The sequence below is a fragment of the Kitasatospora sp. NPDC089509 genome, assembly GCF_044749365.1.
GTDB lineage: Bacteria > Actinomycetota > Actinomycetes > Streptomycetales > Streptomycetaceae > Kitasatospora.
This window is the reverse complement of record NZ_JBIVHS010000034.1, coordinates 62,054-88,460: the sequence shown is the minus strand read 5'-3', so window position 1 is coordinate 88,460 and position 26,407 is coordinate 62,054. Positions and strand designations below refer to the sequence as shown.

General features: G+C 73.6%; 27 protein-coding genes. 12 read left to right on the top strand and 15 right to left on the bottom strand.

Annotated features, from left to right (window positions below; genetic code table 11):
- Positions 1-270 precede the first annotated feature (270 nt).
- Positions 271-1,575 (bottom strand): serine hydrolase domain-containing protein, encoded by a 1,305-nt coding sequence (locus tag ACIP4P_RS41115; protein WP_400928350.1) that lies wholly within the window; start codon positions 1,573-1,575, stop codon positions 271-273.
- Between the two features lie 468 nt (positions 1,576-2,043).
- Here ACIP4P_RS41115 and nhaA point away from each other — a divergent pair, with 468 nt between their 5' ends.
- From nhaA to ACIP4P_RS41095, 4 genes are all read left to right on the top strand, one after another.
- Positions 2,044-3,453: a Na+/H+ antiporter NhaA gene (nhaA, locus tag ACIP4P_RS41110; protein ID WP_400928347.1), complete on the top strand. Its 1,410-nt coding sequence runs from the start codon at positions 2,044-2,046 to the stop codon at positions 3,451-3,453.
- 249 nt (positions 3,454-3,702) lie between these two features.
- A complete protein-coding gene (locus ACIP4P_RS41105; protein ID WP_350518731.1) occupies positions 3,703-4,179 on the top strand; it encodes a phage holin family protein in 477 nt (158 codons plus the stop codon).
- Between the two features lie 77 nt (positions 4,180-4,256).
- Positions 4,257-5,327: an alpha/beta fold hydrolase gene (locus ACIP4P_RS41100; protein ID WP_400928343.1), complete on the top strand. Its 1,071-nt coding sequence runs from the start codon at positions 4,257-4,259 to the stop codon at positions 5,325-5,327.
- A gap of 144 nt (positions 5,328-5,471) precedes the next feature.
- On the top strand, positions 5,472-5,681 hold the full coding sequence (locus ACIP4P_RS41095) for a hypothetical protein (protein WP_350518729.1): 210 nt from the start codon (positions 5,472-5,474) through the stop codon (positions 5,679-5,681).
- 61 nt (positions 5,682-5,742) lie between these two features.
- Here the strand turns inward: ACIP4P_RS41095 and ACIP4P_RS41090 are convergent, their stop codons facing one another.
- The 6 genes from ACIP4P_RS41090 to ACIP4P_RS41065 form a co-directional block, all read right to left on the bottom strand.
- Entirely contained in the window at positions 5,743-6,444 is a 702-nt protein-coding gene (locus ACIP4P_RS41090) for a metal-dependent hydrolase (RefSeq protein WP_350518728.1), read from the bottom strand.
- Positions 6,445-6,667: 223 nt separating this feature from the next.
- Positions 6,668-7,852: a MarP family serine protease gene (locus ACIP4P_RS41085; protein ID WP_350518727.1), complete on the bottom strand. Its 1,185-nt coding sequence runs from the start codon at positions 7,850-7,852 to the stop codon at positions 6,668-6,670.
- Between the two features lie 46 nt (positions 7,853-7,898).
- Complete coding sequence (locus tag ACIP4P_RS41080) at positions 7,899-8,651, bottom strand: NUDIX hydrolase (protein ID WP_400928338.1); 753 nt, start codon at positions 8,649-8,651, stop codon at positions 7,899-7,901.
- Positions 8,648-9,523 (bottom strand): endonuclease III, encoded by an 876-nt coding sequence (nth, locus tag ACIP4P_RS41075; protein ID WP_400928336.1) that lies wholly within the window; start codon positions 9,521-9,523, stop codon positions 8,648-8,650. The genes ACIP4P_RS41080 and nth overlap by 4 nt, the downstream gene beginning before the upstream one ends.
- Before the next feature lie 107 nt (positions 9,524-9,630).
- Positions 9,631-10,131, bottom strand: a complete 501-nt coding sequence (locus tag ACIP4P_RS41070) for a MarR family transcriptional regulator (RefSeq protein WP_350518721.1) — start codon at positions 10,129-10,131, stop codon at positions 9,631-9,633.
- Positions 10,132-10,232: 101 nt separating this feature from the next.
- On the bottom strand, positions 10,233-11,945 hold the full coding sequence (locus ACIP4P_RS41065) for an FUSC family protein (protein WP_400928332.1): 1,713 nt from the start codon (positions 11,943-11,945) through the stop codon (positions 10,233-10,235).
- Positions 11,946-12,152: 207 nt separating this feature from the next.
- On the opposite strand from ACIP4P_RS41065, the gene ACIP4P_RS41060 reads away from it, so the two are divergent.
- Together ACIP4P_RS41060 and ACIP4P_RS41055 are read left to right on the top strand one after the other, a co-directional pair.
- Entirely contained in the window at positions 12,153-12,941 is a 789-nt protein-coding gene (locus ACIP4P_RS41060) for an alpha/beta fold hydrolase (RefSeq protein ID WP_400928329.1), read from the top strand.
- Positions 12,942-13,068: 127 nt separating this feature from the next.
- Positions 13,069-13,695, top strand: coding sequence for an RraA family protein (locus ACIP4P_RS41055; RefSeq protein ID WP_400928326.1), 627 nt, complete (start codon positions 13,069-13,071; stop codon positions 13,693-13,695).
- Between the two features lie 26 nt (positions 13,696-13,721).
- Here ACIP4P_RS41055 and ACIP4P_RS41050 read toward each other — a convergent pair whose 3' ends face one another.
- Positions 13,722-14,540, bottom strand: a complete 819-nt coding sequence (locus tag ACIP4P_RS41050; RefSeq protein ID WP_400928323.1) for an isocitrate lyase/phosphoenolpyruvate mutase family protein — start codon at positions 14,538-14,540, stop codon at positions 13,722-13,724.
- Between the two features lie 113 nt (positions 14,541-14,653).
- On the opposite strand from ACIP4P_RS41050, the gene ACIP4P_RS41045 reads away from it, so the two are divergent.
- Both ACIP4P_RS41045 and ACIP4P_RS41040 read left to right on the top strand, forming a co-directional pair.
- Entirely contained in the window at positions 14,654-15,691 is a 1,038-nt protein-coding gene (locus ACIP4P_RS41045) for a DUF5937 family protein (RefSeq protein ID WP_400928320.1), read from the top strand.
- 152 nt (positions 15,692-15,843) lie between these two features.
- Positions 15,844-16,518 (top strand): Crp/Fnr family transcriptional regulator, encoded by a 675-nt coding sequence (locus ACIP4P_RS41040; protein WP_030288117.1) that lies wholly within the window; start codon positions 15,844-15,846, stop codon positions 16,516-16,518.
- A gap of 73 nt (positions 16,519-16,591) precedes the next feature.
- Here ACIP4P_RS41040 and ACIP4P_RS41035 read toward each other — a convergent pair whose 3' ends face one another.
- The 5 genes from ACIP4P_RS41035 to ACIP4P_RS41015 form a co-directional block, all read right to left on the bottom strand.
- On the bottom strand, positions 16,592-17,425 hold the full coding sequence (locus ACIP4P_RS41035) for an MBL fold metallo-hydrolase (protein WP_350517332.1): 834 nt from the start codon (positions 17,423-17,425) through the stop codon (positions 16,592-16,594).
- Between the two features lie 34 nt (positions 17,426-17,459).
- Positions 17,460-17,633, bottom strand: coding sequence for a hypothetical protein (locus tag ACIP4P_RS41030; RefSeq protein ID WP_400928315.1), 174 nt, complete (start codon positions 17,631-17,633; stop codon positions 17,460-17,462).
- Between the two features lie 91 nt (positions 17,634-17,724).
- Complete coding sequence (locus ACIP4P_RS41025; RefSeq protein ID WP_400928312.1) at positions 17,725-18,594, bottom strand: NUDIX hydrolase; 870 nt, start codon at positions 18,592-18,594, stop codon at positions 17,725-17,727.
- Positions 18,595-18,673: 79 nt separating this feature from the next.
- A complete protein-coding gene (locus tag ACIP4P_RS41020) occupies positions 18,674-19,141 on the bottom strand; it encodes a RidA family protein (protein ID WP_350517335.1) in 468 nt (155 codons plus the stop codon).
- Positions 19,138-19,296, bottom strand: a complete 159-nt coding sequence (locus ACIP4P_RS41015) for a DUF4177 domain-containing protein (RefSeq protein ID WP_094743074.1) — start codon at positions 19,294-19,296, stop codon at positions 19,138-19,140. The genes ACIP4P_RS41020 and ACIP4P_RS41015 overlap by 4 nt, the downstream gene beginning before the upstream one ends.
- Positions 19,297-19,525: 229 nt before the next feature.
- Here ACIP4P_RS41015 and ACIP4P_RS41010 point away from each other — a divergent pair, with 229 nt between their 5' ends.
- Positions 19,526-20,599, top strand: coding sequence for an ArsA-related P-loop ATPase (locus tag ACIP4P_RS41010; RefSeq protein WP_400928308.1), 1,074 nt, complete (start codon positions 19,526-19,528; stop codon positions 20,597-20,599).
- Complete coding sequence (locus tag ACIP4P_RS41005; protein WP_350517337.1) at positions 20,596-21,771, top strand: ArsA family ATPase; 1,176 nt, start codon at positions 20,596-20,598, stop codon at positions 21,769-21,771. Before ACIP4P_RS41010 ends, ACIP4P_RS41005 begins: the two co-directional genes overlap by 4 nt.
- Positions 21,772-21,950: 179 nt before the next feature.
- Here the strand turns inward: ACIP4P_RS41005 and ACIP4P_RS41000 are convergent, their stop codons facing one another.
- The gene (locus tag ACIP4P_RS41000) at positions 21,951-22,274 is read right to left on the bottom strand and encodes a WhiB family transcriptional regulator (RefSeq protein ID WP_030240986.1); all 324 of its coding nucleotides are present in this window, start codon (positions 22,272-22,274) and stop codon (positions 21,951-21,953) included.
- A gap of 426 nt (positions 22,275-22,700) precedes the next feature.
- Between ACIP4P_RS41000 and ACIP4P_RS40995 the strand changes: the two genes are divergently transcribed.
- On the top strand, positions 22,701-25,043 hold the full coding sequence (locus ACIP4P_RS40995) for a transglycosylase domain-containing protein (protein ID WP_400928304.1): 2,343 nt from the start codon (positions 22,701-22,703) through the stop codon (positions 25,041-25,043).
- A 100-nt stretch (positions 25,044-25,143) separates the two neighbouring features.
- Here the strand turns inward: ACIP4P_RS40995 and ACIP4P_RS40990 are convergent, their stop codons facing one another.
- Entirely contained in the window at positions 25,144-25,596 is a 453-nt protein-coding gene (locus tag ACIP4P_RS40990) for a GatB/YqeY domain-containing protein (RefSeq protein ID WP_400928302.1), read from the bottom strand.
- A gap of 115 nt (positions 25,597-25,711) precedes the next feature.
- Here ACIP4P_RS40990 and ACIP4P_RS40985 point away from each other — a divergent pair, with 115 nt between their 5' ends.
- Positions 25,712-26,392 carry a CGNR zinc finger domain-containing protein gene (locus ACIP4P_RS40985; RefSeq protein ID WP_400928299.1) on the top strand — a complete coding sequence of 227 codons (681 nt, stop codon included), beginning with the start codon at positions 25,712-25,714 and terminating at the stop codon, positions 26,390-26,392.
- Positions 26,393-26,407 lie beyond the last annotated feature (15 nt).

Here is a 26,407-nt window from a genome sequence, read left to right as displayed (position 1 = left end):
GTCGGCGAACTCCCCAAGACCCGCTCCGGCAAGATCATGCGCCGCCTCCTGCGCGACATCGCCGAAGGCCGCGAAGTCGGCGACACCACCACCCTCGCCGACAGCTCGGTGATGAGCCAGATCCAGGCCCAGCTGCCGCCGCACGGCGACAAGGGCTGAGCGCCGCACTGACGGACGGTCGGCCGGCCCGAGGGCCGGACCGGCCGGAGCAGTGACCGGGGCCCGGGCGGTGAACACCGCCCGGGCCCCGTCGTCGTTCCTGTGGAGGGATCACGTCCCCGGGGCCGCCCCACCCCTCGCCGCTGCGCCCACCTCCGTCACGCGCTGAGCGGCCAGGGTGCGCAGGACTTCGTACGCGGTCTGGACGAAGCCCCGGCCACGCCCGATCCGCACCCCCGACCGGGCCCCGGTCAGCACCGCCAGCCCGACCTGGGCCCGCGGACTGAACCCGACGAAGGCGCTGGACCCACGGGTCGAGCTGGCGTGGAACACCAGCTCCCCCGGGTCCTCCGACCCCGCGCCCGGACCGGCCCGCACCGCACCGACCGCATCGGCGACCGCGTCACCGACCGCGTCCAGGACCGAGTCGCCCACGTCACGGGCCTGGACGGCGCCGCCCAGCCCGAGAACCTCGTCGAACTCGTCCACCGCGTCGACCGCGTCGAGCTCACCGGCCGCCCCGACCGGAACCCGCTGGTTCCAGCCCAGACAGAGCCGCAGGCCGCCGCCCCGGCGCCGCCCCACCCGGGGGCGGCGGACCTCACCGAGGGCTGTCCGCAGCGCCGCCTCGTCGGCCCGCTCGGGCAGCGGTACGGCGTCCAGCGACAGGTGCGCCTGCAGGTAGCGGAGCATGTCGTCGGCGGTGGAGCGCAGCGCCGAGGCACCCGGCAGCGCGGGCAGCCGGAACGAAGGCACCCGGCGGCCGCGCCGGTACCCGCCGGCGTCCTCCCGGCCGGGGCCACAGGAGGTGTCCACCAGGCCGAGCGGCCCGCAGACCCGGGCGGCCAGCAGGTCGTCGTAGCGCTGCCCGGCCGCATTGGCCAGCAGCAGTCCGAGCAGTCCGCAGCCGAGGTTGGAGTAGCGCACCTGGGTGCCCGGGGTCCCCCGGACGGGGGTCCGCGGCAGCGCCCTGAGCAGGTGTGACGGGCCGAACGTGGCGTACGGCCGGGTGAACCACCGGGGGGCCACCGCCGGCAGCACGCCGACCGGCAGTCGGGGCAGGCCGGAGGTGTGGGTGGCCAGGTGGAGCAGGGTGATCGGCCGCTCGTGCGGGTAGCCGGGGACGGCGTTCGCGGGGAGGTAGCGGTCGATCGGGTCGTCGTAGCGGACCTCGCCGCGGGCGGCCATCTCGGCGAGCAGCAGTCCGGTGAAGGTCTTGGTCACCGAACCGAGCTCGAACCGGGTGTCGGCGCGGACCGGACGTTCGCCGGAGCGGTCGAACCGTCCCCGGCAGGCGACCGCCCGCTCGTCGCCGCGGATCACGGCGACGGCGACGCCGCCGTCCGGGCCGGCGGAGCGGAACAGCGGGCGGAGCAGTCGTCCGAGGTCGGCCGGGATCTCGGGGTGGGGGTCCACGGGACCGTCGGGCGGAGGGTCCGGGGGACCGTCGGCGTAGCGCCCCGGGCCGTTCGGGGCGGCGGGCTCGCCGGGTAAGAGGGGCGGTTGGGGCATGGTGGTGCCGCCACCGGGCATGGTCGTGCCTCCAGCTGGAACAGCGGAAAGGGTGGAGCGGGAAGGGGTGCGCACCGGCCCGGAACGGGCGGGCGCCTGGGACCGACCTTAGGGAGCCGTTCACCCGACTGCACTCGGCCTGAGCCGTTCGGGTGCCGGTCCGCTGCTCCTCGGGAGTGCAGAACCGGCCCACAGGGCTTAAATCCTTTATAAGGACAGTCCGGATGTCACCCGAACGTCCCGCTAGACTGTTAAGGACGCATCAAGATCCTTGAGCAGGAGTCGCGGGCGTCACAGGGCGCGCCGGGAAGTCTGGTCGGCAACTGCACCACCCGTGCATCCGTTGCCGCTCCCAGCCCCAGGAGGTCCCTCGTGACCGACCAGCCGCCCGTCCACGAGCCGACGACCCGCCGCCGGCAGTTCCTAGGCCGGCTGTCACTGCCCGAGCGCACCTTCGTCACCGACGCCCTGCGCACCGAGACGGTCGGCGGCATGCTGCTGCTGGCCGCCGCCGTGGTCGCGCTGATCTGGGCCAATGTGTGGCCGCACGGGTACGAGAGCCTGCTCGACTACAAGATCGGCCCGTCCGCCCCGCTGCACCTCGACCTCACCCTGGCCAACTGGGCCAAGGACGGCCTGCTGACGATCTTCTTCTTCGTGGCCGGCATCGAGCTCAAGCGCGAGTTCGTCGCGGGCGAGCTGCGCACTCCGAGCGCGGCCGCGCTCCCGGTGATCGCCGCCATCTGCGGCGTCGCCCTGCCCGCGATCCTGTTCGCCCTGATCAACTCCGGCAGCGGGGGCCACCCCGGCGGCTGGGCCATCCCGACCGCCACCGACATCGCCTTCGCCCTCGGCGTGCTGGCCGTGGTCGGCAGCCACCTGCCCTCGGCCCTGCGCGCCTTCCTGCTGACCCTGGCCGTGGTCGACGACCTGATCGCGATCCTGATCATCGCGATCTTCTACAGCTCCGGGATCAAGTTCTGGGCGCTCGGCCTGGCCTTCGCCGGCCTGGTGCTGTTCTGGTTCCTGCACCGGCGCGGGGTGAAGGGCTGGTACCTGTTCGTCCCGCTGGCCCTCGTGGTCTGGGCGCTGATGCACGAGAGCGGCATCCACGCCACGGTCGCGGGCGTCGCGATGGGCCTGATGCTGCGCTGCCACCGGGAGGGCGACGAGAAGCACTCCCCCGGCGAGCACATCGAGCACCTGGTCCGCCCGCTCTCGGCCGGGCTGGCCGTCCCGGTGTTCGCGCTGTTCGCGGCCGGGGTGACGATCTCCGGCCCGGCGCTGCGCGAGGTGTTCACCCAGGCCACCCCGCTCGGCATCGTGATCGGCCTGCTGGTCGGCAAGACGGTGGGCATATTCGGCGGCACCTGGCTGGCCGCCCGGTTCACCCGGGCCGAACTGAACCCCCAGCTCAAGTGGGCCGACCTGTTCGCCGTCTCGGTGCTCGCCGGAATCGGCTTCACCGTCTCGCTGCTGATCAGCGAGCTGGCCTTCCGGGACGACCTGACGCTCGCCGACCGCTCCAAGACGGCCGTCCTGGTCGGCTCACTGCTCTGCGCGCTGATCGCCACCGTGCTGCTCAAGCTGCGCAACCGGCACTACCGCGCGCTCTGCGAGGAGGAGGACCGGGACGAGGACGGCGACGGCATCCCGGACATCTACCAGCAGGACGACCCGGCCTGGCAGGCCCGGACCGCCCACGCCGCCGGGACCGACACCGGCACCGGCACCGACGCCGTCCGAGGGCTGCCCGACGGACGGCCCGGAACCGACCGCTGAACCGACCACCGAACCGATCACCGAACGGACCGCCGGCCCGGCGCCGAACCCCTCCGAAGAGGCTCCGGTCGGCCTTCCGAAGCCAGGACACGTCCCTCCGGCGGGGCCCCGGAGTGGTGTCCGACTGACCGGTAGGGGCATGATTCTGAGCTGTCGACAAACCACTGACGCCTCCGGACCCCCCACCGGCCCCGGAAACCGCACACCGCGACGGCGTCACGCCGCAACAGCCGCAGAGGAGAACAGCTGATGCCCGCAGGAGCCGCAGACCCGTCCAGCAACGGCCGGGCGCCCTACGAGGGCGAGCGTTCGGTGGGGCAGCTGTTCGCGGCGGCCACCGCCGACCTGAGCGCGCTCGTCCACGACGAGATCGCGCTCGCCAAGGCCGAGATCCGCAAGGACGTCAAGCGCGGCGTCTCCGGCGGGGTCTCGATCCTGGTCGCCGCCACGGTGGCGCTGTTCGCCGTGCCGATGCTGAGCGCGGCGGCCGCCTTCGGCATCCACGCGCTGGGCCTGTCGCTCGGCTGGTCCTTCCTCATCGTGGCGGGCGCCTACCTGCTGCTCGCGGTCCTGCTCGGGGTGCTGGCCTACCGCTCGTTCAAGAAGATCGAGCCGCCGCACCGCGCCATCGAGGGTGCCCAGAAGACCGCCGAGGTGCTGAAGAACGCCCGGCCGCGTCCGGCCACCCAGGAGGAGATCGACCGGGGCCTGGGCCGCATCCCGTAACCACGGGAGGGCCGCCGGACCCGCCGACAGCGAGTGCCGGGCACGTGTCCGGCGCGCGGATGTGACACGCTCTCGGTATGCCGCTCGACCAGAAGCCCGTGACCGCGCAGCCGTCCGCCGATTCCGGCCCCGACTCCGGCCCCGACTCCGGCGTCGGCCGGTCCGACGGCGAAGGCGTCACCGGCGGGCGGAGCGGCGTAGCGGGCGAAGGCAGCGAGGACACGGACGGGGGCGAGGGCGTGGCCGAGGCGTGGAGCATCCGGCAGTCCGGCCCCTGGACGCACCGCGACCTCGCCGCCAACGGCGCCCGCTTCCACATCACCGAGCTGGGCTCCGGCCCGCTGGTGCTGCTGGTGCACGGCTGGCCCGAGTACTGGTGGGCGTGGCGCCACCAGCTGACCGCACTCGCCGAGGCCGGCTACCGCGCGGTGGCGCTCGACCTGCGGGGCATCGGCGGCAGCGACCGCACCCCGCGCGGTTACGACCCGGGCAACCTCGCCCTGGACATCACCGGTGTGATCCGCTCGCTCGGCGAGCGCCAGGCGCACCTGGTCGGGCACGCCTCCGGCGGCACTCTGGCCTGGGTGGCGGCGGTGATGCGCCCGTCGGTGATCCAGAGCCTCACCGTGGTCTCCGCGGCCCACCCCCGGGACCTGCGCCGGGCGCTGCTGACGGACCGCAAGCAGATGGCCGCCTTCGACCACGTGCTGGGCTTCCAGCGGCCGTGGATACCGGAGCGCCGCCTGGTCGCCGACGACGCGGCGCTGGTCGGCCGCTACCTGGACGAGTGGACCGGGCCGAAGAAGTTGGACGAGGCGGCGGTGCACGCGTACCGGCAAGCGATCCAGATCCCCAGCACCGCGCACTGCTCGATCGAGCCGTACCGCTGGCTGCTGCGCTCGATGGCGCGCCCGGACGGCATCCAGTTCGCCCGCCGGATGAAGAAGCCGATCACCGCGCCGACCCTGCACGTCCAGGGCGCCTCGGACCCGGTGCTGCTGTCGCACACCGCGCTCGGCGGCGGCGAGTACGTGGCGGCGCCGTACCGCTGGCGGCTGCTGCCGGGGGTCGGGCACTTCCCGCACGAGGAGGCGCCGGAGGAGTTCACCGCCGAGCTGCTGGACTGGGTCGGCCGCCACAAGGAGTGACGACCGAAGGGCCCGGCGAAGGGCCCTCCGGGGCGGGCCCAACGGCCCAACTCCCTTTATGTTGTGCTCATATGACAACCGCATGGGCCAGTTTCGGCGAACCCGCACGGTTACTCCCACCGGCCCAGGGGCATCCCTTCCGGTATGACCTGGATGCCCGATCGCGGCGACGCCCCGCGCGGCCGACGCCACAACAGTCCCCAACGCTCCGCACACCGCCCGGACTGGGCGGAGGACCTCGGCTTCGACGGCCGCGACCTCCGGCAGCGCGGAGCACAACGGCAGATGGGCATCCCGCGCATCCTCGGTCGGCGCGCCCGGTGGGTCGGCGCGCGACTGCGGCGCGAGACCTGAGGCCTCGCGCCGCTTCATCAGGGCCGCCCGCGACGGAACGCGGTCGGTTCACGATCGCCGGTCAGTTCACCATCGCCGGCGACAGCGCGGTGAACCAGAGCAGGACGAAGGTCGCCACCGACATGATCGGCACCAGCACCTTGGTCTCGACGTTGTTGCCGCTGCGCTTGATCAGCACGATCTCGTAGCGCTCCTTGTGCGGCCACAGCAGCGGCGCGCCCTTCTTGGTCAGGCAGTCGCCCAACAGGTGCGCCAGCGTGCCCAGCCCGACCGCGTACGGCAGCCAGCCGGGCGCGTTGGGCATCCAGGTGTTCATCCCGAAGGTGCCGAGCGCGGCCAGGCCGATGACGGTGATCCACGCCTCCGGGCCGTTGCTCGGCGGGCAGAGCCGCAGTGCCTTCACCGCCAGTGCCAGCAGGAAGAACGTCACCGAGAGGGTGAAGTAGCGGCCCAGGAAAGTGACGCCGGCCCAGGTGCCACCGCCCATCAGCGCGACGAACAGCAGCGAGTGGGTGGCGTGCCGGTGCCCGCCGGAGGCCCAGGCCACGAAACGGCAGAGCGCCTTGGAGATCGGGCCGAGGAAGTTGGCGATCGAACCGTCGTGGTGGTCGAGGTCCGGCAGCAGCGCCGCGCCCGCACACAGCACGGTGCCCATCAGTATGTCCGCCGGCTGCAGCGTGGTGTGCAGCAGCAGCGGGGGCAGGAACGGGGCGGAGGCGGCGTACAGCATCGCCCCGCTCACCGCGTGCGAATGACCCATCATCGGACTACCACGACCTCCCGTTGAACTCACTCCGGGACGGCAACCCGGTTGAGCCGAACGGGTGAGCGCGGCCGAGGCTATCAGGGCGGACTGACGACACGACGGATATCGCACCGTCAGCGTCGCCGGGGCGTCGGCCCTGCCGGTCAGGCCCCACCGGTCAGACGCCGTCGGGTCAGGCCCCGCCGGGGCGGGCGCCGTCGAGGCCGGGCCGGCCGGGGTGTCAGAGCGCGCAGCCCTGGGTGTCCACCCTGCCGCTCGCCGTGCTGCCCGCCGTCGCGTCCTCGCGCACCTCCGCCGAGGTCAGCACGTACCCGGTGTCGGCGCTGTCCAGGGACTTGGCGAACACCACGCCGTACACCTGTCCGTCCGGGGTGAGCAACGGGCCGCCGCTGTTGCCCTGGCGGACCAGCGAGCGCACCGAGTAGACGTCGCGCACCACCTGGCCGCGGTGGTAGATGTCCGGGCCGTTGGCCTGGATCCGGCCGCGGATGCGGGCGGGCTGGACGTTGAAGGCGCCGTTCTCGGGGAAGCCCGCGACGATCGCGCTGTCGTTGGTCTTGGCCTCGCCCGCGAAGGTCAGCGCGGGCGCGTTCAGCTTGGGCACGTCCAGGACGGCGATGTCGCGCTGCCAGTCGTAGCGGACGACGGTGGCGTCGTACAGCTGGCCGACCCCGCCGATCTGCACGGTCGGCTCGTCGACGCCGCCGACCACGTGGGCGTTGGTCATCACCCGGTGCGGGGCGAAGACGAAGCCGCTGCCCTCCAGGGTCTTGCCGCAGGAGGTGGCGGTGCCGACCACCTTCACCAGGCTCTGCCGGGCCCTGGTCACCGCCGGGCTGTTGGCCAGTGCCGGGTCGGGGGTGTCGACCTGGGTGATCGGCTCGTGCTCGAAGGGGTTGAAGACCTGCGGGAAGCCGTTGCGGGCGAGCACCTTGGAGAAGTCGGAGAACCAGTTCGGCGCGTCGCCGGGCAGCGCGTTCTGGACGCCGCCGAGGATCGCCGAGGAGCGGACCTGCTTGGAGACCGTCGGCAGTGACGTCCCGGCCAGCGCGGAGCCGATCAGCCAGGCCACCAGCAGCATCGAGATCACGTTGACCACCGCGCCGCCGGAGGCGTCCAGCACCCGGGCCGGTCGGCGGTCGATGTGGCCGCGCAGCTTCCAGCCGTAGTGCGCGGTGACCGCCTGGCCGATCGCGGCGCAGACGATCACCACCACGACGGCCACCACCGAGGCGGTGGTGCCGGGGCTGAGGTGGTCGAGCAGCAGCGGCAGCAGCTGGACGGCCAACAGGCCGCCGCCGAGGAAGCCGACGAGCGACAGGACGCCCACCACGAAGCCCTGCCGGTAGCCCGAGATGGCGAATCCGACGGCGGCGAGGACCAGCAGCACATCCAGCACGTTCACTCCGACACCCTCCCACGCTTCGCGACCGTGCCGCGCCGACGGACCGTCACGAGCCCTCGGCGTCGCCGCCCGGCAGGGCCCGGGAGTGTTCGAGGTCGCCCTGGACGAGCGCGAGCGCGTCGTCCGAGAGGTCCACGATCCGGGACGGGTCCCAGGGCAGCTCCAGCCCGCTGTGGTGCAGCACCCGGTCGATCACCCCGGCGGTGAACCCCCAGACCAGCCGCCCGGCGACCGCGAAGGCCGGGCCGACGTGCCCGGACGGGTGCCGCAGCCGGACCCGGTTCGCCGGGTCCGCCAGATCCGCGATGGTCACCCGGAACACCGCGCCGGTCTCGCCCCGGTCCACCGGACGCACCGGCGACTCCTCGCGCCACCAGCCCAGCACCGGGGTCACCACGAAGTCGCTCACCGGGATGTACAGCCGGGGCAGCGCGGCGAAGACCTGCACCCCGGCCGGGTCCAGGCCGGTCTCCTCCCAGGCCTCGCGCAGCGCCGCCGCGACCGGGCCGGGACCGTCCGGGTCGCCGTCCTCCGGGTCCAGCGCGCCACCCGGGAAGGACGGCTGACCGGCGTGCGAGCGCAGCGAGCGGGCCCGCTCGATCAGCAGCAGGTCCGGCCCGCCCGGGCCCTCGCCGAACAGCATCAGCACGGCCGCCGGCCGGCCGCCCTCGCGCGGCGGCAGGAAGCGGCTCAGCTGCTCCGGCAGCACCCGCTCGGCCGCGTCCCGGACCGGCTCCAGCCAGCCCGGGAGATCGTTCCGCTCGACCGCGCCGCCGATCACCCCTCCGGCCCCGATCACGCCTCCGCCCCCAGGTCCGCGACCTTCCCCCGGTGGGCGGCCGCGTCGGCCCGGGCGGCGGCCTCGCCGGGGAAGTCCGACGGCGGCCTCAGCCGCTGGCCGGGCTGGCCGCCCATCTCGTACTTGAGCAGCTTGCGGGCCTTCTCCGGATCCAGCTCGCCCTCGCCGTACGCGGGGCAGAGCGGTGCGATCGGGCAGGCGCCGCAGGCCGGCTTCTGGGAGTGGCAGATCCGGCGACCGTGGAAGACCACCCGGTGCGAGAGCATCGTCCACTCCGACTTCGGGAAGATCTCGGCGACGGCCAGCTCGACCTTCACCGGGTCCTCCTCGGTCGTCCAGCCGAACCGCCGGGCCAGCCGCCCGAAGTGGGTGTCCACGGTGATGCCGGGGACCCCGAAGGCGTTGCCCAGCACCACGTTCGCGGTCTTGCGGCCGACCCCGGGCAGCGTCACCAGGTCGGCCAGCCGACCGGGCACCTCGCCGCCGAACTCGTCGCGCAGTGCCGTGGACAGACCGATCAGTGACTTCGCCTTGTTCCGGAAGAAGCCGGTCGGCCGGATGATCTCCTCCAGCTCCTCCGGGTTCGCCGCCGCCATGTCCTCCGGCGTCGGGTACTTCGCGAACAGGGCCGGGGTGGTCTGGTTCACCCGCAGGTCGGTGGTCTGCGCCGACAGCACGGTGGCCACCAGCAGCTGGAACGGGTTCTCGAAGTCCAGCTCCGGGTGCGCGTACGGGTACAGCTCCGCCAGCTCACGGTTGATCCGCCGGGCCCGCCGCACCATCGCCAGGTGCGACTCCGGCTTCCTCGGCTTCACGGCCGGCTGCTTCGCCGTCGGCTTCGACGCCGCCTTACGGACCTTGCTCTCTGCCATGCACGAAGGCTACGCCGAGCGGCGGACCGCTTGGGGCCGATCAAGGAGGGAAGGAGGGCCGCCCGGGGCGGCCGTCGCGTCCACGGGGGCGGTCCGGACGGGGGCGGTCACCGCGGGTGACGGCCGATGGTGCCTTCCAGGGTGTTGAGGAGGCCGGCCAGGGCGTCGGCGAGGTGGGTCTGCTCGTCGGGGGTGAGCCCGGCCAGGAGGGCGCGGTCGTAGGCGACCAGTTCCTGGATGAGGCCGTCGACCAGCTCCCGTCCGGCATCGGTGAGGGAGAGGTGGGCGACCCGGCGGTCGCGCTCGTCGGTGCGGCGGCTGACCAGGGCGCGCTCCTCCAGCAGGCGCAGGCGCTTGGTCACGGCGGCGCCGGAGGCGAAGCTCTCGCGGGCGAGTTGAGTGGGGGTCAGTTCGCGGTCGACCCGGCGCAGGGCGCCGAGGATGTCGAACTCGGCGCGGGTCAGGCCGGCCCGGGTGAGCGGGTCCGGGGTCTGCTGGAGGAGGGCGGCGCAGCGGTTGATCCGGCCGAGGACGGCGATCGGGCCGGTGTCCAGGCCCGGGTAGGCGCGCTCCCACTGGCGCAGCACACCTGCGACGACGTCCTCCACGTGTGCTGCTCCCGTTCCGCGACCGACAGTCCGACCGATGGTCCGGCCGACCACCGGGCCGGCCGACGGGCCGACCGGCAGGGCCCGACCGTCCGTCGATCCTAGACGGCGCGTGCTCCGGCGCCGCGCCGCTCCAGCAGGGTCGCCAGCAGGTGGTGGGCGTGCTGCTCGGTGTCGGCGGCGCGCTGGTGCGGGAGGGCGGGGCGACGCCACTCGCCGGTGGCGGTGGCGGCGGCCTCACGCAGCTCCAGCAGGGCGGCGGCCAGTCCGGTCCGGGCGGCGGCCGCCTCGACGCCGGAGGTCTCGACTCCAGAAGTCTCGGTCGCGGCGACGGCGGCGCGGGCCTGTCGGGTGGCGGTCTCGGCCCCGGCCAGGGCGTGGGACAGCCGGGTGGCGGTGCGGCGGTTGGTGACCAGCAGGCAGGCGGCGAGGCCGGTGAGCGCGCCCACGCAGGTGTCCAGCCAGCGGTCGGCGACCAGGGTCGCGGCGGGCTGCCGGCCGGCGAACTCGGTCATCATCAGCGCCATCGGGGTGACGAAGACGGTGGCCAGCCAGTAGCTGCGGGCGATCGTCGCCTCGGCGCCGAACTGGCACAGCAGTCCCAGCGCGATCAGCGCCACCGGGCCGGAGTGGGCGACCGGCAGCGCGGCGGTGAACAGCGCCAGCCCGATCAGGTTGCCGAGCACCCGTTGCAGCGCGCGCTGCCAGGAGAGGGTGCTGTTGGCCTGGAACACCGAGGCCGCGGTGACCACCGCCCAGTACGGCCGACCGACGCCGAGGGCCAGCGAGAGCCAGCCGGCGGCGGCGCAGCCGACCGCGACCCGCAGGACGATCGGCAGCAGCGCCGAGCCGGGCCGCAGCGCCCGGCGCAGCGACGGCCGGGGTTCGGGGCGGTGGGCGCGCAGTTCGGCGGCCTCCGCCCCGGTGAGGTCGAGCAGCGGCAGCGGGCGGCCCCGGCGCAGGTCGCGGGCCCAGCCGGCGTACCGCTCGGCGGCGGCCGAGGCTGCGGGCGGGGCTGCGGCCGGGGCGGCGGCCGGGGCCACCCCGGCCGCCGGGTCCGGGCCCCGGGTGGTCGGCGCGGCCAGCGCGGCCAGCGCGGCCTCGGCGTGGACGAGCAGCCGCTCGGGTGCGTCGCCGAGGGCGCGTCGGCGGGCCGGGGAGGACAGTGCGAGGCTCTGCCGGGCCGCGTCGACCGCGCCGACCAGAGCGGTGCGCGCGGCCGGGTCGGAGCCGTCCGGCCCGGTGCGTGCCAGTCGGGCGGCGGCCTCCAGCGCGCAGGCGGTGGCGATCCGCTCGGGCCCGTACGGGCGCAGCAGCGCGGGGGCCATGCAGACCAGCCAGGCCAGGGCCGCGCCGAGCACGGTGAGCGCCAGGTGCGGTGGGAGGTCGGCGGGGCGTTGCGGGACGAAGGCGCAGCTGGCGGTGGTGAAGGTGATGATCAGGCTGCCGGGCGGGCCGACCCGGGCGGCGTCGCAGCCGAGCCGGTGCAGGGCGGCGAGTCCGGCCGCCACCGCGACCAGCACCACGGCGTCGCGGGTCAGCGCGGCGGCGGTGAGGGCGGCGGCCGTGCTGAGCACGGTGCCGAGCAGGACGCTGGCCAGGGTGCGCGCCCGGGCCCGGTAGGGCAGGCCGTGCCCGTACAGCGCGCCGAGTCCGCCGGCCGAGGTGTAGAGGGCGAGGTCGAGTCGGCCGAGGGCGAGCAGGGTGAGGTTGAGGGTGCCGAGGGTCAGCACGGCGCTGAGCGCGGGCTTGTGCCAGCTGTCCCCGGGCGGGCCGACCCGGAGGGCGTGCCGGAACTGGGCGGTTGTGGCCATGAAAAAAGATTAGCAGGTAATTTACCCGTGAAACATCTACCGGAGAAACCAGAGAACAGCGCCGCCACCCCGCCCCGGAAGTCCTCGAAGAACTCCTCGAAAAAATCTTCCGGCCGGAGCGATGAGTTCTGCGGCGCGCCCCGGTCTACCCCCATGACCGACTCGCACGCGACAGAAGTACGCGACAGAAGACAGAAGGAAGCCCCCATGAGCACCGTGGTCTCCGCCGACGGCACCACCCTCGCCTGCACCGTCACCGGCTCCGGCCCGGCCGTCGTCCTGGTGGACGGGGCGATCGGCCACCGCGGCTTCGACCCGGGCGTCGCGGTGGCCGAGCAGCTCTCCGCCCACCACACCGTGTGGGCCTACGACCGGCGCGGCCGCGGCGGCAGCGGGGACACCGCGCCGTTCGCCGTGGAGCGCGAGATCGAGGACCTGGCCGCCGTCATCGCGGCGGCCGGCGGTTCGGCCGCCGTGTTCGCCATCTCCTCGGGCGCCGCGCTCGCGCTGCGGGCCGCCGCCGCGGGCGTCGGGATGACCCGACTCGCCGTCTACGAGCCGCCGTTCAGCACCGGGACGGAGCGCAGCGAGCTGTTCGTCGGGTACGTCGCCGAGCTGGAGACGGCGATCGCCGAGGGGCGGCGCGGGGACGCCGTCGCGGCCTTCATGACCTTCGTCGGGATGCCCGGCGAGATGGTGGAGGGGATGCGCTCCGCCCCGGTCTGGCCGGTGTTCGAGGCGGTCGCGCCGACCCTGGCGTACGACGCGGCGGCGCTCGGCGGGCGGACCGGCGGGACGGTGCCGACCGAGCTGCTGGCCACCGTCGCCGTGCCCACCCTGGTCCTGGACGGCGGCGCCAGCCCCGAGCTGCTGCGGGCCCCCAGCCGCGCGGTGGCCGGTGCCGTGCCGGGCGCGGAGTACCGGACGCTGGCCGACCAGACCCACGAGGTGGCGGCCGAGGCGCTGGTGCCGGAGCTGCTGAAGTTCTACGCCTGAGGCGCCGGTTCCGCACCCGGGGCGTGCGGGCCCCACGCCCGGGGCGTACGGCCGGGGGGACCGTGAACCGTCGTTCACCTCCGCGTCCTACTCTTTCGCTGGTCTGACGATCTGAGAAAGAGGAAGCATGGACGGGGACTTCAAGGACTTCGCGGACATTCCGACCACCACGCTGGCCGACGTCCTGGGCCGCGCCCAGGTCATGGACATCGGCCTGCGCCCGCTCTGGGCGGGCATGCCCCGGGTGGCCGGACCGGCCTTCACGGTCCAGTGCCCGCCCGGCGACAACCTGATGCTGCACGCCGCGATCTACCGGGCCGAGCCCGGTGCGGTGGTCGTGGTGGAGTCCGGCGACCTGGACTACGCGCTGGCCGGCGGCAACGTCTGCGCCGTGGCCCAGCGCCGGGGCGTCGCCGCCTTCGTGGCGGACGGTCTGATCCGGGACCTCGCCGAGGTGCGGGAGCTGGGCTTCCCTGTGGTCGCCCGGGGTGTCATCCCGATCCCCGGGGCGAAGAAGCAGCTGGGCACCCACGGCGCCCCGGTGCGCTGCGGCGGGGTGCTGGTGGCGCCCGGGGACATCGTGGTGGCCGACGAGGAGGGCGTCGTGGTGGTGCCCGCCGCCGAGCGGGCGCGGGTCCTGGACGCGGCCCGGGCGAAGCTGGCCAAGGAGGCCGCCGAGACCCTGGACGACTGGGAGGCCGCCCACCACGCCCGGATCGAGCAGAGCCTCACCGAGCTGGGCTTCACCGGGTAGTGCTTTGTTAGGTCGGGGCAGGGCGGTCAGTACAGCCCGTTCAGCTCCCCGAAGCCGAGCGCCCCGTCGAGCTCCGTCAGCGTCCCGGCGCCGAGCAGCTCGACGGCGGCCCGGCGGGCGGCCGTGTACGCGGCCTGGGCGAGGCCGGTGCCGACGCTGACCCGCCGCACCCCTGCGGCGGCCAGTTCGGCGACGGTCGGCCCGCCCGCCCCGGCCATCGCGTTCACCGGCAGCGGGGAGCGCCGGCACAGCTCGGCCAGGGCGTCGAGGTCCAGCAGCCCGGGGACGAACAGCCCGTCGGCACCCGCCTCTGCGTAGGCCTCGGCGCGCGCCAGCACGTCGTCGAGGCCGCCCAGCCCGAACAGGAACACATCGGTGCGGGCGTTCACCAGCAGCTCGGGCAGTCCGGCCGCGGCCGCCGCGGTACGGGCCGCGCGCAACCGCTCGGCCTGCTCGGCCACCGGGAACAGCGGTCCGCCGACGGCCGTCGAGTCCTCCAGGTTGACCCCGGCCACGCCGGCGCCGACCAGCTCGGTGACGGTCGCGGCCACGTCGGCGGGCAGCGGGCCGTACCCGCCCTCCGCGTCCACGGTGACCGGCAGGTCCACCGCCGCGACGACCCGGCGGGCCGCCGCGACCGCCGCCGCCCGGTCCATCCGCTGGCCGTCGCCGTGCCCGAGCGACCAGGAGACGCCGCCGCTGGTGGTGGCGATCGCCCGGGCGCCGGCCGAGGCGATCACCGCGGCGCTGCCCGCGTCCCAGGCGTTGGGCAGGACGAGCACGCCCTCCGCGACGAGCTCGCGCAGCCGCAGTGCCCGCTCACGGGCCTCGGGGGTGGTGGACATGACGGGTCACCGGCTTTCGTACGGATCGGTGGGGACACCGGCATCCTGCGCCCCGGCGGGGGGCGTCCGCGAGTGTTTAAGCTGGGGCCGAATCTTCCGAAGGGGGCCCACGGGTGCGGACGGAACTCCACTTCTCGGCGCGGGACTTGGCACTGACCAGGTTCGCCGTCAGCCCGATGCAGGAGGTGGTGACCAGCCTGCGCGCCCTCGCCCGGTCCCCCGTCCCGGCGCTGCACCGCCGCTGGGCCGACCAGGTCCGCGGCCGGTTGGCCGCCGCCGGGCTGGACCGGGGCCGACTGGCCGCGATGGTCCCGCCCGACGGGCACCTGCCCGACTTCCTCAACCCCGCCCCGGTCGGCTTCTCCCCCACGCTCGCCGAGGAGCTGGCCTCGATCACCGCGACCGGCCCCGAGCAGGTCCGGGCCGACCTCGACGTCCTGGCCGCCGAGGCGGGCGGTCGGCTGCCGGCCGCGCTGGCACCGCTGCACCGCGACCCGGTGGGCCAGCTGCCCCGGCTGGCCGCCGAGATCACGGCCTACTGGGAGCTGGCGCTCGCCCCGTACTGGGCCCGGATCCGGGCGCTGCTGGCCGCGGACGTCTTCCACCGCTCCCGGCAGGCCGCCGAGCACGGCACCGCACGGATGCTGGACGACCTGCACGCGACGGTCCGCTGGGACGGCACCGCGCTGCGGCTGGAGCAGCGGCACTGCGCCGTCGCCCGGCTGACCGCCGGGTCCGGGCTGCTGCTCCTGCCCTCAGTCTTCGCCTGGCCGCGGGTGCTCACCCGGGTGCTGCCGCCGGACCCGCCGCAGCTGGTCTACCCGGCGCGCGGCGCGGCCGCGCTCTGGGAGGAGCGCCCGGGCTCGGCGGCGCGCACCGACGCGCTGGCCGCCGTCCTCGGCCGGTCCCGGGCCCGGCTGCTGGCTGAGCTCGACTCCCCGGCCTCGACCACCGAGCTGGCCCGCCGGACCGGACTGTCCCCGGCCGCCGTCTCCCAGCACCTCACCGCCCTGCGCACGGCGGGCCTGACCAGCGCCCACCGGGCCGGGCACGCCGTGCTCTCCGCCCGCACCGCGGTGGGCGACTCCCTGTTCGATCCGGACGGCCGTACGTTCGACCGGGTGACGGCCGCCGGGCCCCCCGCGCCGTGACCCGCCGGTGCGAATGGCCCCGCACGGCACACCCGGACACACCCCCTCCTCATATGATCGGAGCGACATGCGCCATGCTTGGTGATGCAGAACACTGAACGGAACTTGCGCCGGACGGCCCACCCGCCGGACGGCCGAGAAGGAGGAAGCACGTGGACGACGTTCTGCGGCGCGCCGCACTCTTCGCGGCACTCGACGACGAACAGGCCGGCGAGCTGCGCGCTTCCATGACCGAGGTCACCCTCGCCCGTGGTGAGTCGCTGTTCCACGAGGGCGACCCGGGCGACCGGCTGTACGTCGTCGCCGAGGGCAAGGTCAAGCTGCACCGCGCCTCGCCGGACGGCCGCGAGAACATGCTGGCCGTGCTCGGCCCCAGCGAGATGATCGGCGAGCTGTCGCTGTTCGACCCGGGCCCGCGCACCGCCACCGCCAGCGCGCTGACCGAGGTCAAGCTGCTCGGCCTCGGCCACGGCGACCTGCAGCCCTGGCTGCACGCCCGCCCCGAGGTCTCCATCGCGCTGCTGCGGGCCATCGCCCGCCGACTGCGCCGGACCAACGACGTGATGTCCGACCTGGTCTTCTCCGACGTGCCCGGCCGCGTCGCCAAGGCCCTGCTGGACCTCTCCCGCCGCTTCGGCGTGCAGTCCGAGGAGGGCATCCACGTCGCCCACGACCTCACCCAGGAGGAGCTGGCCCAGCTGGTCGGCGCCTCCCGCGAGACGGTCAACAAGGCGCTCGCCGACTTCGCCGGCCGCGGCTGGCTGAAGCTGGAGGCGCGCGCGGTGGTCCTGCTGGACGTCGAGCGACTGTCCCGCCGCTCCCGCTGACACCCGCGGTCCGTAGTACGCCGGAGGGCCCGTCGCGATCACTGCGACGGGCCCTCCGGCGTATGTGCGTGCGTCAGTCCTGCTCCGGGATCAGCCCGTGCTCCGCCAGGTACTCCAGCTGGGCCCGCACCGAGAGTTCGGCGGCCGGCCAGAGCGCCCGGTCCACGTCCGCGTAGACCCGGGCGACCACGTCGGCCGCGGTCCGGCAGCCCGCCTCGACCGCGGTCTCCACCTGGGCGAGCCGGGTGGCCCGGTGGGCCAGGTAGTAGTCGACGGCGCCGAGCGCGTCCGCGAGCACCGGGCCGTGGCCGGGCAGCACCGTCCGCACGCCGTGCGCGGAGGCCATCGTGTGCAGGTGGCGCAGCGAGTCCAGGTAGTCGCCGAGCCGGCCGTCGGGGTGGGCGACCATCGTGGTGCCGCGGCCGAGCACGGTGTCCCCGGTGAGGATCGCGCCGTCGTCCGGCAGGTGGAAGGTCAGCGAGTCCGAGGTGTGGCCGGGGGTGGCGACCACCCGCAGGTCGAGGCCGCCGACGTCCAGCCGCTGACCGCCCACCAGTCCCTCGGCACCCAGCCGGTGCGCCGGGTCCAGCGCGCGCACCTCGCTGCCGGTCAGCTCGGCGAACCGGGCCGCGCCCTCGGAGTGGTCGGCGTGGCCGTGGGTCAGCAGGGTGAGCGCGATCCGCTGACCGCGCTCCTCGGCGAGCTCGACCACCCGGCGCAGGTGGCCCTCGTGCAGCGGGCCCGGGTCGATCACCACCGCGAGGTCGGAGCCCGGCTCGGCGAGCAGCCAGGTGTTGGTGCCGTCCAGCGTCATCGGGGACGGGTTGGGCGCCAGCACGCACAGCGCCCGGGGGGTGGCCTCGCCGCCGACCGCGGCGGCGGGGTCGCCGGGCAGGAATCCGCTCATGCGCCCACCTCGATGGTTCGCTCGTCGCGCCGCCTCACCGGCCGCCCTCGCCTTCGCGGCGCAGGGTCCGCAGCGGCAGGGCCCGGACGAGGGCGCGCTGGGCGACCTCGACGAACGGGACCGGGCCGTCGCAGGCCGCGGTACGGGGGGTCAGTCGGCGGGCGGGCAGCTCGGGGGCCGTCCGGCGAGCCACGTCGTCGTGGGTCATCGGGGGTCGGTCCTTTCTGGTCCGGACGGTGTCGCGTCTTCGATGCGGTGTCGCGTCGTCGCGGGGCGGGCGTCTTCGATGCGGTCAGGATTCAGGATTCCTCGGCGGGGAACTCCCCGTCGATGGTCAGTTCGTCGTACCCGGGCCAGCGGACGGTCATCCGGTCGCCGCGGACCTCGGCCCGGCCCAGCACCGGCTCCAGCACCCGGTCGGCGGCCGCGGCCAGCGCCTCGGCGGCGTTCCGGACCGGCGCCAGTTCGCGCAGCACCGTCACGGTCGGCGGCAGCATGCCGAACCGGCCCTCCCGGTGCCCCCGGACCGCCTCGGCGGGGGTCAGCCAGGCGACCCGGTCGGCCTCGCCGACCTCCAGCGCCGCGCGCTGACCGGCGGGCAGCGCCGCGACGAAGAACCAGGTGTCGTAGCGCCGTTCCTCGAACTCGGGGGTGATCCAGCGGGCCCACCCGCCCAGCAGGTCGCTGCGCAGCACCAGGCCGTGGTCCCGCAGGAACTCGGCGAAGGACAGCTCGTGCGCCTCCAGCGCGGCCCGCTCGGCGGACCAGTCGCGCGGCGCGGCGACGCTGTCCGCGTCCGGGCCGGCCAGCAGCACGCCGGCCTCCTCGAAGGTCTCGCGCACGGCGGCGCAGACCACCGCCCGCGCGGTCCGGACGTCCACCCCGAGCCGCTGCGCCCACTCCTCGGGCCGGGGCCCGGCCCAGCCCGGTTCGACCTCGGCGTCCCGCGGGTCCACCCCGCCGCCCGGGTAGGCGTACATCCCGGCCGCGAAGGCCATCGAGGTACGGCGGCGCAACAGGTAGGCCTCCGGCCCGTCGGCGCCGTCGCGCAGCAGCACGACCGTCGCGGCGGGCCTGGGCGTCACCGGGGTGAGCAGGCCGGAGTCGACCGCCCGGATCCGGGCGGGCCAGCCGGGCGGCATCGGGAGCGTCGTTGCTCGATGGTCCATGCCCGGATGCTAAGCGCACGAAGGCGGGGTTGGACAGGCCCAACCCCGCCTTCGCGATCACACCGGGGGCCGATCGCGGTCAGGCGCTCTTGACGCGCACCTGGAGCTCGACCTCGACCGGGGCGTCCAGCGGCAGCACCGCGACGCCGACCGCGCTGCGGGCGTGCACACCGGCCTCGCCCAGCACCGCGCCGAGCAGCTCGCTGGCGCCGTTGATCACGGCCGGCTGACCGGTGAAGTCGGGGGCGGAGGCGACGAAGCCGACGACCTTCACGACCTGCTCGATCCGGTCCAGGTCGCCGATCACCGACTTGACGGCGGCCAGGGCGTTCAGCGCGCAGCGCTGGGCGAGCTCCTTGGCCTCCTCCGGGGAGACCTCGGCGCCGACCTTGCCGGTGTTCAGCAGCTTGCCGTCGACGACCGGCAGCTGGCCGGAGGTGAAGACGAACTCACCGGACCGCACGGCCGGCACGTACGCGGCGACCGGAGCGGCCACCGGCGGCAGGCTCAGGCCCAGCTCGGCGAGCTTGGACTCGACCCGGCTCATGCGTTCTTCTCCCGCTTGAAGTAGGCCACCAGCTGCTCCGGGTTCGGGCCGGGCACGACCTGGACCAGCTCCCAGCCGTCCTCGCCGAAGTTGTCCAGGATCTGCTTCGTGGCGTGCACGAGCAGGGGCGCCGTCATGTATTCCCACTTGGTCATGGCCAGACTCTAGACGAGCCGTCCCGGCGATCGCCGCCGCCCGCCGACCGGCGTGTGAGGTGGGCCACAAAGGGGGCATGATTCGGTCCCGGCGCCCCAGGTGCTCCAGGCATCCGGAGCGCTCCCTGGTTACCCTCGCGAGAGGGCACCCTCATCAACGGGCACCCTCGTGGAGGGGCGACTCGTGGGAGGGGACGCCCGCAGGGACGGAGACGGACGGAGACGCAGCGTGGCACGCACCCCCGGCCAGGCGGCCCGGCGCGACCCCGACTGGGAGGGGGTCCGGCTGCACGTGGTCAGCGGCAAGGGCGGCACCGGGAAGACCACACTGGCCGCCGCGCTGGCGCTGGCGCTGGCCGCCGAGGGCGGCCGGGTGCTGCTGATCGAGGTCGAGGGACGGCAGGGCATCGCCGAACTGTTCGGGATCGCCGCACTCCCGTACGAGGAGCGCCGGATCGCCTCGGTCTCCCGCCCGCAGCTGGGGCTACCGGCCGGGGAGGGCGGGCCCGGCGAGGTCCTGGCGCTGGCGATCGACACCGAGCAGGCGCTGCTCGAGTACCTGGAGATGTTCTACAAGCTGGGCCGGGCCGGCAAGGCGCTGCAGAAGGTCGGCTTCATCGACTTCGCGACCACCATCGCCCCCGGCGTACGGGACGTGCTGCTCACCGGCAAGGCCTGCGAGGCGGCCCGCCGCAAGGGCCCGGACGGGCACCGCCGGTACGACGCGGTGGTCATGGACGCCCCGCCGACCGGGCGGATCACCCGGTTCCTGAACGTCAACTCCGAGGTCGCCGGGCTGGCCCGGATCGGCCCGATACACACCCAGGCGCAGGCCGTGATGCGGGTGCTGCGGTCCCCGGAGACCGCCGTGCACCTGGTCACCCTGCTGGAGGAGATGCCGGTGCAGGAGACGGTCGACGGCATCGCGGAGCTGCGCGAGGCGAAGCTCCCGGTGGGCGGGGTGATGGTCAACATGGTCCGCCCGCCGGTGCTGGACGCCGCGGCGGTGGCCGCGGTGGACGGGGACCACCGCGAGGAGGTGGCGCTGGCCCTCGGCGAGGCCGGGCTGGGCGGCCGCTCGCGCAGGGCGGAGACGGTCCGGGCGGCGGTGGAGCCGCTGCTCGACCCATTGCTGGAACAGGCCAGGGAGCACGCCGAGCGGGTCGAGCTGGAGCGCGAACAGCGCTCCGACCTCCAGCAGTTGAAGCTCCCGACGTACGAACTGCCGCTGCTGGGCGAGGGCGTGGACCTCGGCGGGCTGTACCGGCTGGCGGGCGAACTGAAACGGCAGGGGGCGGCGTGACTCCGACGGACAACGGTGTTCGGGGGACCGGCAGTCGGCTCGCGGTGGACGGGCTGATCGACGACCCGAAGACCAGGATCATCGTCTGCTGCGGCTCCGGCGGCGTCGGCAAGACCACCACCGCCGCGGCGATCGGCCTGCGGGCCGCCGAGCGCGGCCGCAAGGTCGTGGTGCTGACCATCGACCCGGCCCGGCGGCTGGCCCAGTCGATGGGCCTGACCGAGCTGGACAACACCCCCCGGGTGGTCAAGGGCGCCACCGGGGACGGCGAGCTCCACGCCATGATGCTCGACATGAAGCGGACCTTCGACGAGGTCGTGCTGGCCCACGCCGAGCCCGAACGGGCCAAGGCGATCATGGCGAACCCGTTCTACCAGTCCCTGTCGGCCGGCTTCGCGGGCACGCAGGAGTACATGGCGATGGAGAAGCTCGGGCAGCTGCGCGCCGCCGAGGAGTGGGACCTCATCGTCGTGGACACCCCGCCGTCCCGCTCCGCACTGGACTTCCTGGACGCCCCCAACCGGCTCGGCTCCTTCCTGGACGGCCGGGTGATCCGGATCCTGACCGCGCCGGCCAAGGTCGGCGGCCGCAGCGCGATGCGCTTCCTCAACGCCGGGATGGGCCTGCTCACCGGCACCCTGGGCAAGATCTTCGGCGCCCAGCTGCTCACCGACGTGCAGACCTTCGTCAGCGCGATGGACTCGATGTTCGGCGGCTTCCGCGAGCGCGCCGACCGCACCTACCAGCTGCTGAAGGCACCGGGCACGGCGTTCCTGGTGGTGGCGGCGCCGGAGCGGGACGCGCTGCGCGAGGCGGCGTACTTCGTGGACCGGCTCGCCGCGGACCGGATGCCGCTGGCCGGGCTGGTGCTCAACCGGGTGCACAGCACGGGCGCACCCCAGCTCACGGCGGAGCGGGCGCTGGCGGCCGCCGAGGCCCTGGAGGAGAACGGCTCGGAGCACGCCTCGCCCGAGGCGGAACTGCTCGCGGCCGGGCTGCTGCGGCTGCACGCCGAGCGGATGCAGATCATGGGGCGCGAGCGGCGCACCCGGGACCGCTTCGTCTCGGTGTACCCGGACGTGCCGATCGTGGAGGTGGCGGCGCTGCCGGGCGACGTGCACGACCTGGACGGGCTGCGGGCGATCGGGGCCCGGCTCAGCGGCACGGCGTAGTCACGGAGGGGCCGGGCAGCGGCACGGCGTAGTCACGGAGGGGCCGGCTCGGCGGCACGGTGCAGTCACGGAGGCCCCGGGCAGCGGTCCCGGGCGGCTCTCCGTACCGGACGGGGTGGGGGCCCGGTCCGCAGGCGGGGTGGGGCTGTCGCGGCCGCTCGTGGGGTACGGCCGGGGGCTCAGCCCGCCTGGGCGTAGTCCGTCAGTATCACGCCGGTCGCGAGGGACTCCTCGTACTCGGTGCGGGCCGTCTCCAGCAGCCTGCGCCACGAGATGACCGTCGGACGGCGGCGCAGCAGCGCCCGGCGCTCGCGCTCCGTCATCCCACCCCAGACACCGAACTCCACCCGGTTGTCCAGCGCGTCCGCGAGGCACTCCGTACGGACGGGGCAGCCACTGCACACCGCCTTCGCCCGGTTCTGTGCCGCCCCCTGGACGAACAGTTCGTCCGGATCACTCGTGCGGCAGGCGGCCTGCGCACTCCAGTCGTCAACCCAGCCCATCCCGGCGCCGTCCTCTCCCGATGATTCGAGGCTCCCCCACGGCGGCAACGACATATTCACCGTTGCCAGTTGAGGACGTTACGGAAGAAGGAGAGCTTGCAACAGCCCCTTCGGGCTCAATCTCGAATGACCCAATCGGACTATGGGTATCGGTCATCTCACTCGTTGGAGTGATCGCAGGTCGCAGCCCTTGCCACTCGCGAGGCCCCCACTCTCGCCGCAGGAGTCGTCACGGAGCGCGACCGTTCACTCGAACACGGCAGGCCCCAGCTGCCTCAAAGCCCACACAAAGGACGGCAATTCGGGCAAGTCTCCCCACTCACAAGAGTGAATAATGTTGACGCACCGAAGCTGTCGCAAGCTTGTGACAAGCCTAGGCGAACACCTGCCCCGATGTGCGGGAATCGGGGACGTAGGGTTCTCCCCATGGCACCGAAGCGCCCCCAGGCATCCCCGCCCCCAGGCAACACCGGAGCTCCGCGCCGCAAGAGCAGCGGATCACCGATCGACCACGTCAGCAACGGCGTGAAGTTCCTGGGCGTCAGCGTGCTCTCCGGAGTCCTGCTGGCAGGCCTTGCCCTGCCCGCCGTCGGCGCCATGGGCCTGACCGCCAAGGACACGGCGGAGAGCTTCCAGAACATCCCCGACGACTTCAAGACCCCGCCGCTCACCCAGGCGACGCAGATCTTCGACGCCAAGGGCGGACTGATCGCGAAGGTCTACGAGCGCGACCGCACCGTCCTCACCGCCGACCAGATGTCGCCCTTCATGCGACACGCCCAGGTCGACATCGAGGACGCCCGGTTCTACGAGCACGGCGCCGTCGACCTCAAGGGCATCCTGCGCGCGGTCGGCAAGAACGCCGAGAGCGGCACCGCCTCCCAGGGCGCCTCCACGCTGACCCAGCAGTACGTGAAGAACGTCAACGTGGAGAAGGCCGGCGACGACCAGGCCGCCGTCCTGGAGGCCCAGCGCAAGACCCTGGGCCGCAAGATCCAGGAGCTCAAGGTCGCCATCAAGCTGGAGGAGGACCTGACCAAGGATCAGATCCTCACCAACTACCTCAACATCACCTTCTACGGCCACCAGGCCTACGGGGTCGAGGCCGCGTCCCAGCGCTACTTCAGCAAGAGCAACAAGGACCTGACCGTCGCCGAGGCCGCCACCCTGGCCGGCGTGGTCCAGAACCCGTCCCAGTACGACCCGGTGCGCTACCCGGACAACACGCTCAAGCGTCGCAACGTCGTCATCGACAAGATGCTGGAGAACAAGCACATCACCGCCGACCAGGCGAAGGAGGCGAAGGCCGCCCCGCTGGGTCTGAAGTACAAGGACCCGCAGAACGGCTGCATCACCGCCCAGGCCGGCATGGGCTTCTTCTGCGACTACGTCCGCCACGTGGTCAAGCAGGACCCGGCCTTCGGCAAGAACGCCGACGACCGCAAGAAGCTGTGGGACACCGGCGGCCTGAACATCTACACCACGCTGGACCCGGACAAGCAGGCCGCCGCCCAGAACGCCGTCACCAAGAAGGTCAACGTGACCGACCAGGTGTCGGCCGCGGCGACCATGATGGAGCCCGGCACCGGCAAGATCCTCGCCATGGCCCAGACCCGCCCGTACGGCCTGGACCCGAACAAGAACCAGACCGTCGTCAACCTCAACGTCGACTCCTCGATGGGCGGCGGCAACGGCTTCCAGACCGGTTCGACCTTCAAGCCGATCCTCGCCGCGGCGGCGCTGGAGTCGGGCATGTCGAACACCCAGTCGTTCCCGTCCGAGAACAAGATCGACTACCCCCAGATGTCGACCTGCAACGGCACCTGGAAGAACACCGACAAGCCCAAGGCCACGGTGAAGAACGAGTCGACCGGCGAGGTCGGCCCGTACGAGCTCAAGCAGGCCATGGCGCTCTCCGTCAACACCTACTTCGTGGAGATGGAGCAGCAGGTCGGCCTCTGCGCGATGAAGCAGATGGCGAACAAGCTGGGCATCACCCAGTCCGCCAAGGGCGACCAGTTCCAGGAGGTGCCCTCGATGGTCCTCGGCACCCTGGAGCTCTCCCCGCTGACCATGGCGAACGTCTACGCCACCTTCGCCGCGCGCGGCAAGTACTGCACCCCGATCGCCATCAACAAGATCACCACGGTGGACGGCAAGGAACTCAAGGTCCCGCAGTCCCAGTGCAGCCAGGCCTTCTCCGAGTCGACCGCGGACTCGCTCAACACCGTCCTGCTCAACGTCACCGAGAAGGGCACCGCGGCCGCCCTCGGCCTGGACGACGGCCGCAAGATCGCCGGTAAGACCGGTACCACCGACGAGAAGAAGGCCGCCTGGTTCGACGGCTACACCCCGTCGCTGGCCACCGCGGTCTGGCTCGGCGGCCCGGCCGGCGGCGTCAAGATGAAGAACATCAACATCGGCGGCAAGCACTTCGACGAGGTGTTCGGCGCCGACGGCCCCGGCCCGATCTGGCAGCTGGCCATGAACCAGGCGCTCAAGGGCTCGCCGCTGGAGCCCATCCAGACCACCAACATCCCGGACCCGCAGCCGGCCACTCCCCCGCCGGGCACCAGCCCGACGCCCGACCCCAACGCCGCCCAGCCGCCGCAGCAGCCGGGCCAGAACCCGCCGCCGCCGGCGCCGGGCGGCAACGGGAACGGGAACGGGAACGGGCCGGGTGGGGTGATAGGAGGAGGGTTCACCCTCCCGCCGGGCATGATCGGCGGGGGCGGGAACGGCAACGGGAACGGCGGCCGACACGGCTGACCGGCCCCGCACGACGGCGAAGGGGCGCCCTCCGGATCTTCCGGGGGGCGCCCCTTCGGCGTGCTGTTCGGGCCTAGCTCAGGCGTGGCTCAGGCGCGGCTCAGGCCAGCGCGGCCTTCACTGCCGCGGCCACCCGACCGCCGTCGGCCAGACCGTCCACCTTCGGCTTGACCAGCTTCATCACGGCGCCCATCCCCTGCGGGCCGCTCGCCCCGCTCTCGGCCACGGCGGCGGTGACGATCGCGGTCAGCTCCTCGTCCGAGAGCTGCTTGGGCAGGTAACCCGCCAGCAGCTCGCCCTCGGCACGCTCGCGCGCGGCCTGGTCGACCCGGCCGGCCTGGTCGAAGGCCTCGGCCGCCTCCCGGCGCTTCTTCGCCTCGCGGGTGATCACCTTCAGCACGTCGGCGTCGGACAGCTCGCGCTTCTGCTTGCCCGCCACCTCCTCGCTGGTGACGGCGGACAGCGTGAGCCGGATGGTGGACGAGCGCAGCTCGTCCCGGTCCTTGATGGCAGCCGTGAGGTCCTCGTGCAGCTGCTCCTTGAGCGTCGTCATGGCCATGAGTCTCCCACCTGCGGCGTTCCGTCGCTTGCCATTAAGCGCCTCCGGCGGGCGCTTCGACAGGCGCCTCCGGCCGCTCCGGCCACGCGTAACCACTTACCCTGGTTACATGACGGAGCGAGACGGAGCACCGGAACCCGCCGCCGGCCTGTTCCTCACCACCCCCGGCGGCACCGGCTTCCACTTCGACCCCGGCGCCCTCTGCCTCGAACTGCTCACCACCGGCGGCCCCGGCGCCCACGCCCGGTGGGAGGCGCTGCACCACCCGTCCGACCTCACCGACTGGCTCCCGCGGTGCCGGCTGCGGCTGGCCGTCGGGACGGTACGGATCACCGCCGACCAGCTCGCCGCCGCCCGCACCCTGCGCGACGCCCTCTGGCGCCTGACCACCGCCCTCGCCCACGGCGACACCGGCGGCGCCTGCGACGCCGAGGACCACGCCGTCCTCAACCGGGCCGCCGCCCACCCGCCGCTCGTCCCGCAGATCGCGCCCGCCTCCACCATGGCCTGGGAACACCCCGCCGACGGGGCCCAGCTGGTCTCCACCCTCGCCCGGGACGCCATCGCCCTGCTCACCGGCCCGTACGCGGACCGGATCCGGGAGTGCGGGGCGCACGACTGCCGACTGATCTTCGTCGACACCTCCCGACCGGGGCGGCGGCGCTGGTGCTCCATGGAGCGCTGCGGCAACCGCAACAAGATCCGGGCCCTGCGCGCCCGACGGGACACCGATCCGGCGAGGGCCAGCGCGGCCGTGTCCGGACCGCCCCACCGGACGTTCACCACCTGATCCACCGTCTGAGAG